The 10042-nt window shown below is 39.3% G+C and carries 9 protein-coding genes; 7 read left to right on the top strand and 2 right to left on the bottom strand.

Going from position 1 to position 10042, the window contains the following annotated elements; genetic code table 11:
* Positions 1–159: 159 nt before the first annotated feature.
* The gene (locus H5118_RS04105; RefSeq protein WP_182747900.1) at positions 160–612 is read left to right on the top strand and encodes a hypothetical protein; all 453 of its coding nucleotides are present in this window, start codon (positions 160–162) and stop codon (positions 610–612) included.
* Between the two features lie 70 nt (positions 613–682).
* On the opposite strand, the gene glp is transcribed toward H5118_RS04105, so the two are convergent.
* Positions 683–1900: a gephyrin-like molybdotransferase Glp gene (gene glp / locus H5118_RS04100; protein ID WP_182747898.1), complete on the bottom strand. Its 1218-nt coding sequence runs from the start codon at positions 1898–1900 to the stop codon at positions 683–685.
* Between the two features lie 96 nt (positions 1901–1996).
* Between glp and modA the strand changes: the two genes are divergently transcribed.
* From modA to H5118_RS04085, 3 genes are read left to right on the top strand one after another with little or no spacing between them, the layout of a single operon-like run.
* A complete protein-coding gene (gene modA, locus H5118_RS04095; RefSeq protein WP_259397883.1) occupies positions 1997–2698 on the top strand; it encodes a molybdate ABC transporter substrate-binding protein in 702 nt (233 codons plus the stop codon).
* Positions 2685–3362, top strand: coding sequence for a molybdate ABC transporter permease subunit (gene modB, locus H5118_RS04090; protein WP_002959821.1), 678 nt, complete (start codon positions 2685–2687; stop codon positions 3360–3362). Before modA ends, modB begins: the two co-directional genes overlap by 14 nt.
* A gap of 1 nt (position 3363) precedes the next feature.
* Positions 3364–4392, top strand: coding sequence for an ATP-binding cassette domain-containing protein (locus H5118_RS04085; RefSeq protein WP_182747895.1), 1029 nt, complete (start codon positions 3364–3366; stop codon positions 4390–4392).
* On the opposite strand, the gene moeB is transcribed toward H5118_RS04085, so the two are convergent.
* Positions 4393–5151: a molybdopterin-synthase adenylyltransferase MoeB gene (moeB, locus tag H5118_RS04080; RefSeq protein ID WP_182747893.1), complete on the bottom strand. Its 759-nt coding sequence runs from the start codon at positions 5149–5151 to the stop codon at positions 4393–4395. It abuts the gene before it with no gap.
* Between the two features lie 288 nt (positions 5152–5439).
* Between moeB and H5118_RS04075 the strand changes: the two genes are divergently transcribed.
* From H5118_RS04075 to H5118_RS04065, 3 genes are read left to right on the top strand one after another with little or no spacing between them, the layout of a single operon-like run.
* A complete protein-coding gene (locus H5118_RS04075; RefSeq protein ID WP_182747891.1) occupies positions 5440–6909 on the top strand; it encodes a NarK family nitrate/nitrite MFS transporter in 1470 nt (489 codons plus the stop codon).
* A 13-nt stretch (positions 6910–6922) separates the two neighbouring features.
* Positions 6923–8665, top strand: coding sequence for a bifunctional protein-serine/threonine kinase/phosphatase (locus H5118_RS04070; RefSeq protein WP_024595624.1), 1743 nt, complete (start codon positions 6923–6925; stop codon positions 8663–8665).
* A 9-nt stretch (positions 8666–8674) separates the two neighbouring features.
* Positions 8675–9868 carry an alginate export family protein gene (locus tag H5118_RS04065; protein WP_024603792.1) on the top strand — a complete coding sequence of 398 codons (1194 nt, stop codon included), beginning with the start codon at positions 8675–8677 and terminating at the stop codon, positions 9866–9868.
* Positions 9869–10042: the final 174 nt, after the last annotated feature.

Here is a 10042-nt window from a genome sequence, read left to right as displayed (position 1 = left end):
ATCTTTGATCAATTTAACGAATTAAATTGCACTATAACGTCGTTAAAAATTTTTTATTTAGAACAACTAGATACAAAAATTTTTGCCTAGTTCTAGCGTAATTTTCTTAACGTTAAATAGACCCCATATATAAGCAGATTGGTATTAAAGAGATTTAAAATGAATAAAATTATTATTGGGTTTGCTTTTGCTATTTCATCATTTGGCGCATTTGCACAAAGTACTGATGGTTGGCCAGAAGGCGGTGCAATGCATACTGGCAATATTTATAATTTAGAAGGCGATAGATACAAAACTAAAATTAGTAAAATGATGGATGAAATTTACCCGCAACTAACTGATGATTACCAAGTTGATGCAGTTAAAGCACAAATAAAAGCATGGGAGCAGTATATAGACGCTACATGTAACGTTGTTGGCATAGCAACGGGTGCCGGTGGCTCTTGGCCCTCAACGTATAGTGTTAAATGCGAAAGAAGCCTAAGTTATGATAGATACTTTGCGACTAAAAATGCGCTGAAGTGTGTTAATAGGTTGAGCAAAGAAGAGTTTGTAGGACGTAGCGAAAAGTTAAACTGTTTAATCCAAACTCTAAACATAAAAATATTTTAAATTAGAGTAGCGCTACAGCTAAATTATACAGTTAGCTGTAGCATGTTAGGCTTTATAACACCTCAATACTTTATAGCAACTCAATACTTACTGTTGCGCCTTTTTCGATATTGCCGCTTTGCGCAGGCACTACAATTAAGCAGTTAGCTTTACTAAGCGACGAAAGTACACCCGAGCCCTGTTTATTAAATGGGGCAACCATCAAGTCACCTTGCTCGTTAATTGATGCAGTACCGCGTTGAAAGTCGGCTCTGCCAGGGCGCTTTTTAATAACGGATGTAGTAACAGCGTTAAAGCGCATTTTAGGGTTTACTTCACCAAGACCCGACAGTTTTTGCAGTGCAGGCTCTACTAACTGATTAAATGTAACAGCGGCCGACACAGGGTTACCTGGCAAGCCAAAAAAGTAACTGTTACTTAGTTTACCAAAGGCAAAAGGTTTGCCTGGTTTCATGGCTATTTTCCAAAAGTGAATTTCACCAATTTCGTTGAGCACTTCTTTAGTAAAGTCGGCTTCTCCAACCGATACGCCGCCTGAGCTTATTACGGCATCGGCGAGTTCATTCGCTTTTAAAAATGCATTGGTGATGAGGTCTTTGTCATCAGGGATTATTCCTAAATCAAGCACGTCTATATTTTTTTGTTGCAGCGCACTAATAATAACAGCGCGGTTGCTTTCAAAAATAGCGCCTTGCTTAAGAGGCTGACCAGGTTCAATTAGCTCATCGCCTGTAGAAAGTACGGCTATTTTCAAAGTTCTCACCACGTCTATATTGGCAATCCCTAACGATGCAAGTAACCCCACATCAACGGCTTTTAATTTATCGCCTGCTTTTAAAATAACATCGTCTATTGCAATATCTTCGCCAGCAAAACGCACGTTTTCATTTAGCTCTGGTTGCGAGGTGAACGTAATTTTATCGCCATCTACCGAGGCGTTTTCTTGCATTACAACGCCGTTAGCGCCAGGTGCAATGGCGGCGCCGGTCATTATTCTTACGCATTGACCAGGGGTAAGTGTTCCTTCAAAAATTTGCCCCGCAAACACACTACCTACTTGTGTGTAGGTTAAGCTTTTATCTGAAATACACAGCGCATAGCCATCCATTGCAGAGTTGTTATGAGCAGGTACGTTTATAGTTGACTTAACATCGCTTGCTAAAACGCGATCAACACTTTGCATTATAGAAATGGTTTCAACGTCTTTAACAGGCGTTATTGTGCCAAGTATATTTTGTATTGCAGTTTCAATTGGTAATAAACCGGGTGCATTGCAAACATCGTTCATATATATTGCTTACTTAAATCATTTTATTTTGAAACAATACTTATAATGTCAAAGCTTTACAATACATGGTTGGGTTATTTTTTGTGTGTGATATGCATGCTTTCGTGCAGCGTAAACGCAAAAGAAACGCTGCAAGTAGCCGTAGCGAGTAATTTTAAAACTGTATTGGAAACCCTACTAAAAAAATCCCCATTACCTAATGTTGACGTAAAAATATCAGCCGCTTCTAGCGGTGTTTTATATTCGCAAATAGTGCATGGCGCGCCATTTGATGTGTTTTTATCGGCCGACGATTTTCGCCCACAATCACTTATTAAAGAAGGCTATGCCGAGCAAAGCAGCTTAATCACTTACGCGTTAGGCGAACTTGCTTTGTGGCAACCCAAAGCTGAAAAAGTAAATGATAAAGTAGCCATTGCTAATCCGCGTTTTTCACCATACGGACGTGCCTCAGAGCACTACGCGAATAACCATTTTAAAAAACCAATAAATTATGTGTACGGGAATAATATTACGCATGCATTTCAGTTTGTGCAAAGTGGTAATGTAGGAGTAGGGCTGGTGGCTGTTTCATCCCTAAAGGCGGCTTACAGTAACACGCTAGATCAAAAATATTTAGATTATACCGTGCTGCCTACCAATCAATATCCCGATATAATTCAACAAGGCGTTATTATTAGCTCGACTAAAAAGCATGCTAGCGCTAAGCAACTTATGCAATTTTTAATGGCAGAAGCTACGCAGCAGCAGTTAATTGAATTAGGTTACAGAATAAAGGACAACAATGCTTCAAAGTGATTTAACCGCGCTGTGGTTAACTATAAAACTTGCCTTTATAACCGCAGTGCTCCTTCTTGTTTTTTGTATTCCACTGGCTTACAAGCTCGCTGGCTATAACGGTAAATTCAAACCATTTTTAGAGGCATTAATTGCAATGCCTTTAGTGCTGCCGCCTACGTTATTAGGGTTTTACTTACTTGTTTTATTTTCGCCTGATCACGCTTTTGGGCAGTTTTGGTTTTGGCTAACGGGTACGCAGCTTGCGTTTAGTTTTCAGGGCGTGGTTATTGGCTCGCTTTTTTATTCGCTGCCTTTTGTAATGCAGCCTCTTGTAGCTGGGTTTAAGCATATTAATCAAACCTATAACGAAGCTGCCATTGCGCTTGGGTTAAGCCCGTTTAAACGCTTTGTGCATTTAATTATTCCGCTTTTAAAACCCAGTATTGGTAGCGCGTTTGCTTTAGGTTTTGCGCATACATTGGGTGAATTTGGTTTGGTATTAATGATTGGCGGTAATATTCAGGGGCAAACACAGGTGGTGTCTATTGCGCTTTATGACCATGTTGAATCGTTAAATTATACGGCGGCGCATCAGCTTTCACTTATTTTACTGGCTATTTCGTTTGCCTGTTTAGTGCTGTTATTTAAGTTTAATAAAAGCATTGTAGGGGTTAAGCAATAAAATGATTAAGTTAAGCCTTTTTAAAGCACTCAATAATTTTGATTTAGATATAAACCTTGAGCTTGAGTCGTTTAATGTATTGGGTGTTTACGGTCCTTCAGGCTCTGGTAAGTCAACATTACTGCGTTGTATTAGTGGTTTAGAGCCTGCAAAAAGTGTTCATATTAATAATCAGCCAGTGCATGAGTTGCCAAGTGATAAACGCGGTATAACGCTTCAGTTGCAATCGTGCCCGTTGTTTCCTCATTTAGATGTGGCAGGTAATTTAGCGTTTACACAAAAACACTGCGAAAATAAGCAAACCAGCTTAACGCTTCAATACGTTGTTAAAACACTTGAATTACAAGATTTACTAAATCGTGATGTACAAAGCTTATCGGGTGGCGAGCGCCAGCGTGTAGTATTTGCGCGCACTTTGCTTGCCGGTCAAAAATTTATAATGCTTGATGAGCCTTTTAGTGCGCTTGATTGGTCATTGCGTTTTAAAACGCTCACTAAACTCAATGAGTTAGCCGTTAAGTTTAATATTAAATTTATAGTAGTAAGTCACTCATTAAAAGAGCTGCTATTTTGCTGCGATATCCTTATTCAGCTTGATAAAGGTAAGGTGATAAACCAAGGTGCAAGTCCACACGTTGCAAAAGCTATTTATGCAAACGATAGGCAAACACCGCTGAGCTTAATTAATTACGATGTGGTCAAATTTGATGAAGACTACGGGCTATATCAACTGCAATTACAGCAAAGTGAGCAGCCGCTTTTTGTGCTCCCTGCACTTGTCGATAACAGTAATAAGTTAATTATAGAAAGTGATCAAATGTCGTTTAGTGCGTTAAAGCCTGAGCAAACAACGCACAGTAATGTTTTAAGGTCGGTATTAACTCAGGCTGAGCTTATTAATAATAAGTGGCAGTTAACGCTTAATGTAGATGGGCAAACTTTGTATTGCTTGGCTTCAAGACGAGTGTGGGATAAAAACGACTTTAAAGTGGGCGATGTGCTTTATACAACAATCAGTAATCTAGAATAACTAAATGCTGCACACTGCACATTGACTGTTTTTAGCTATTTTAAAACGATTAAATTCCATGCTTAAACCATCCACCAGCAATAAGTGCTCGCTTAAGCCACTTGGCAAACCAGCAAGCATTTTTAGCGCTTCAGTTGCCTGAATACTGCCTATTAGCCCCACAATAGGAGAAAGCACACCAGATTCGGAGCAGCTTTGTGTTTGTTCACTAAAAAATTGCGATAAACAACCATAACAATGGCTATTTTCATCCATAGTAAAACACGCGACTTGTCCTTCCATACGTATTGCAGAGCCAGACACAAGTGGAACTTTAGCTTTAAAACAAGTGCTATTAAGTGCGTTGCGCGTTGCTAGATTATCTGAGCAATCAATCACTATATCAATGTTATTAAATAGCTGTTCTGTAGAGGTATTTACATCAAAAAATGCCTCAATGGTATTTATGTTTATTTCACTATTAAGTGCGTTAAGCTGTTTTTTTGCAGCACTGCATTTTGAGCTACCAATGTCGCTTTCTTTATACAGTATTTGCCTTTGCAGGTTGGTCACGTCTATTTCATCGTTATCAACTAAGGTAAGCGTGCCAACGCCAGATGCCGCTAAGTATTGACCTACCGCGCAACCAAGCCCACCCACACCAATAATTAAAGCATGCGATTGCCATAGTTTCTCTTGTCCGTCTATATCAAGCTGCGGCAGCATAATATGCCGAGAATAGCGTAGTTGCTGTTGGTACGTTAACGGTGCTTTTTGCATTTTTAAATATCTCATACTTTTTTTGAACAATACCAATTTGTTAAATCCTAGAGCAAGTAGTAACGCTTTTTATTTGCACTGTAACAGCCCTTACCCCCTCACTCATATAGTGCAACTATAACGCATTAAAATAATAAATAAATATAACTAGCTGAAATATATGGTTTTTAATTAGTGGCTCAGTAATTGCTGTGTTTGGTTAACTAAAATTTAACAAAGTTTGAGCTACTACTCATATAAAAGAGTGGGGCATTTATAAAACAATAATACGTTTACGAGGAAATAAACATGCAACCGAGTTCTGGATTTAACTTAATATCCTTTAAAGGAAAAATGAAAGTATTACATCTGAGTTGGATGGTCTTTTTTGTGTCATTTTTTGTATGGTTTAACCATGCTCCTTTATTAGGTGCAATTGCGGGCTCGCTTGGTATTACCATGGCACAAGTTAAAACATTACTAATTTTAAATGTAGCGTTAACTATTCCTGCCCGTGTTGTGGTGGGTATGCTAACCGATAAATTTGGTCCCCGTATTGTTTATGCCGCGCTACTTATTACCTGTAGTATTCCGTGTTTTATGTTTGCTATGGCAACTACATTTGAGCAAGCAGCAATAGCGCGTTTTGCTTTAGGCTTTATTGGTGCTGGCTTTGTTGTAGGCATTAGAATGGTGAGTGAATGGTTTCCTGCTAACGAGTTGGGTATAGCGGAAGGTATTTATGGCGGCTGGGGTAATTTTGGTTCAGCAGCTGCGGCTATGTTATTGCCAATTATTGCACTAATGTTTGGCGGCGAAGATGGCTGGCGTTATGCAGTAGGTTTAACCGGTGTATTAAGCGTTATATTTGGTGTTATTTGGTACTTAAATGTAACCGATACGCCAAAAGGCGGTACATACTTTAAGCCTAAAAAAGTAGGCGCAATGGAAGTTACCAGTAAAGGCGACTTTGTATTACTGCTTATTATGAAAATCCCTATGTACGGCGCATTAGCATTACTTACTTGGAAGCTTTCGCCAACCGGTGCTAACTTAATTTCGGCTAATTTTGTACTTGCTGTGTATGCTTTTTTAGTCCTACTTTATATTTACGAAGTGTATAAAACCTTTGACGTAAATGGTCATATTTTTAAAGAGCCTGTACCTGAGTCGCATCGTTATGAGTTTAAGCAAGTGGCTGTTTTAAATATATTATATTTTACAACTTTTGGTTCTGAGCTTGCGGTTGTTTCTATGTTGCCGCTGTTTTTTATGGATGTGTTTGCGCTTGATATGGTGTATGCGGGTATTTTAGCCTCTGCTTATGCATTTATGAACTTAGCATCTCGCCCAGGTGGTGGTTGGATTTCAGATAAATTAGGTCGCCGTATTACCCTTATTGTACTTACAACGGGTCTTGCTGTTGGTTATTTTGTAATGGGCTTGGTTGATGCATCTTGGCCTTTATGGCTTGCAGTTGTTGCGGCTATGGCGTGTTCGTTCTTTGTGCAAGCTGGTGAAGGCGCTGTATTTGCCGCAGTACCGCTAATTAAGCGTCGTTTAACTGGGCAAATAGCTGGAATGACAGGTGCTTACGGTAATGTAGGTGCAGTAGTGTACTTAACGGCATTGTCACTTGTTGATTATCAAACTTTCTTTTTCATTATTGCGGGTAGTGCATTACTTGGTCTAGCTGCACTGTTTTTTATGAGAGAACCAGATGGCCATATTACTGAAGTAAATGAAGACGGCACCGTTGAACTTATTTCAGTGACTTAAGGCATTATTGACTATGTTTGATGAAACACTCCACGCTAAATCGCTAAAAAATGAACTCAACGTTTCATTTGGCGGGCACAGTGCTAAAGGGTTAAAAGCAGAAAACCAAGATGCGTTTGCAGCTCTCAATACCAAAGCGCAAGAAAAAGAGTCTAAAGGCGTTATTGCCTGCTTAGCCGATGGGTGTTCATCAGCAAAAAATGCTAAACAAGCGTCTCAACTTTCGGTTACTCATTTTATAAATGAGTATTTAAATACCCCCGAAAGTTGGGCGGTTAAAAAGTCAGTGTCGAAGGTGTTAGCAAGTTTAAATCAGTGGCTTTATTCGCAATCGGTTAATTACAATCACTTAGGTCAGCGTCAAGCCGATTGGATGACGACTTTTACAGCACTTATTTTAAAGTCGGCAACGGGTTATATATTCCACTTAGGTGATACGCGTATTACTCGCTTGCGAGGAAATAAAATCGAGGCAATAACACGGGATCACAAAGTAAACGATACGCTAACGCGTGCTCTTGGCGCGCAACTTCATCAAGAAATAGATGTATACGAGGTTGACCTAAAAGCAGACGATATTTATATATTAACCTGCGATGGCGTACACGATGTGCTCCCAAGTAGTGATATAGCTAAATTAATTAACGAGTACACTAATTTAGAAAATGCAGCTAAAGCAATTACCGAACTTGCATTAGCACGAGGCAGTGACGACAACGTAAGTTGTTTACTGGTAAAAGTAGAAAATATTGCCGAGCAAAAGTTAGATGAACTTTACCATTCGCTAACACGACGAAAAATTCCACCTGCGCTTAATGTTGGGCAAAAAATTGATGACTACACGGTTATTCGTAAATTACATGCCAGTAGTCGCTCGCACATTTATTTAGTGCAACAAGCGCCCGATATACCGCCAGTGGTTTTAAAAGCACCTTCGGTTAATTTTGAAGACGATGTGCACTACCTTCAAGGCTTTATAAGAGAAGGCTGGGTAGGGCAACGCATAAACCATTTAAACGTGATGAAAGTGCTAAGTACGCAATCGCAGAGTCGTTTTTTGTATCATATTTGTGAGTACATGGACGGGCAAACACTCAGTGATTGGAAGCACGACGTGCCGCACCCAGAAATAACCCAAGTACGCAGTATTATTGAACAAATAGTACATGCACTAAGGGCGTTTCAGCGACTCGATATGGTACATCGTGATTTAAAACTCGATAATGTAATGATAGATGCGCACGGTAAAGTAACGCTAATAGATTACGGCACAGTAAGTGTTGCGGCTATGGACGAGTCGGTTAAACAAATTGCGGATGATTGCCCGCAAGGCACTGCCGACTACACCGCACCCGAAACACTTATTACTATGCACGCCGATTTTAAAAGTGATTTGTTTTCACTTGGCGTGATTGCATATGAGTTATTGTGCTCAAAATTGCCTTATAAACCACTGCCACTTAACCACGTAGCGCCAAAAGATTACAGCCATTGGCATTACACAAGTATTCGTAAATACAGAGCCGATATTCCGTTTTGGTTAGATCAAGCCCTTATGAAGGCGCTTGCCCCTAAACCTGAGCTCAGATACCAAGCTTTTTCTGAGTTTATAAACGATATCAACAAACCTAATCCTTATTTAGAAAGTACCGCTAATAAAAGTTCAATAATGAAACGCGATCCAGTTATGGTGTGGAAATGTATTTCGCTGTGTTTATTTATTGCTTTGGTATGTGTATTAATAATTAAAACTTAGAGAACCAAAATGCTTAATTACAAGAACAACTTACCTATTATTTTTATACTGGGTTGCTTCACTGCGCCTTTAATAAGCCAAGCTGCGCAAACTGATCTTGATTTTAGACTGCGTTTTGAAAGCGTTGATCAAGAAAATGCTCTAAAAGATGCAAGCGGCTTAACACTTAGAACCCGCTTAACGCATCAAACAGACGAGGTGAATGGTTTTTCAGCACTTATTGAAGTAGAAGACACTCGCAGCCTATTGGGCGTAGATGATTACAACAATACAGTGGGGAAAAACACTAATTATTCTGTTATTGCAGACCCAGAAAACACTGAGATAGACCAAGGCTTTGTTAAATATGCCCGCGATGGTCTATCGCTAAAAGTAGGGCGCCAAATAATAGCTCTTGATGGGCAGCGTTTTGTTGGGCACGTAGGTTGGCGCCAAGACAGACAAACCTTTGATGCCGCGACCATTAATTACGCATTTAATAACATAAATTTACAGTACAGTTATTTAAATAAGCGTAACCGCATATTTGCTGACGATAAAGACATTAAATCGTCCGATCATTTAATTAATGCAAGCTTTAAAACAGACTACGGTAAAGTGGTTTTATACAGTTACTTATTAAGTGACGATGCACTACAAGACGACAGTTTAGATACTTATGGCGTTTCTTTTAACGGTAATAAAACCCTAAACGACATAAAATTTTATTACAAAGCGGAGTATGCAACGCAGTCTGCTTCAACAAGCGTGAGTGATTTTGATGCCGATTACTATGCACTTGAAGGCGCTGTCGATTTAAATGGGTTGGGCATAAAAACAGTAACATTAAAAGTTGGCATAGAGTCACTTGGCTCTGATAATGGCGATTACGGGTTTGCAACACCGCTTGCCACGTTACATAAATTTAATGGTTGGACAGATACGTTTTTAAATACACCCACACAAGGTTTGGACGACACTTACATAAGCTTAAACGGTAAAGCGTTTGACGGAAAATGGCTGGTGGCTTATCACAGTTTTGATGCTAATGAGCAATCAAATGGGGTTGACGATTTAGGCAGTGAACTAAACGTACAATACGTTAAACCTATTAATAAACAATACGCAGTAGGTGTTAAGTATGCTGATTACTCAGCGGGCGATACTGCTGCTAATAAAGTCGATACTCAAAAATTGTGGGTATGGATGAGCGCTAAATTTTAACCTTCTCTATCTTCTAATATTCACTTGTAATTTATAGCGACACACGATGGTGCAATTGCACCATCTTGTGGGACTTTATGCTTTTCATCTCTGCACCAATGTAGGCAACTTACTGATTTTAAATGCTTATATATTTGGCTTACATATTGCTATAACAAACCTATAACAAATTAT

Origin of the sequence: Pseudoalteromonas sp. SR41-1 (assembly GCF_014164015.1) — a bacterium.
GTDB lineage: Bacteria > Pseudomonadota > Gammaproteobacteria > Enterobacterales > Alteromonadaceae > Pseudoalteromonas > Pseudoalteromonas distincta.
This window is presented reverse-complemented; position numbering and strand designations above follow the sequence as displayed.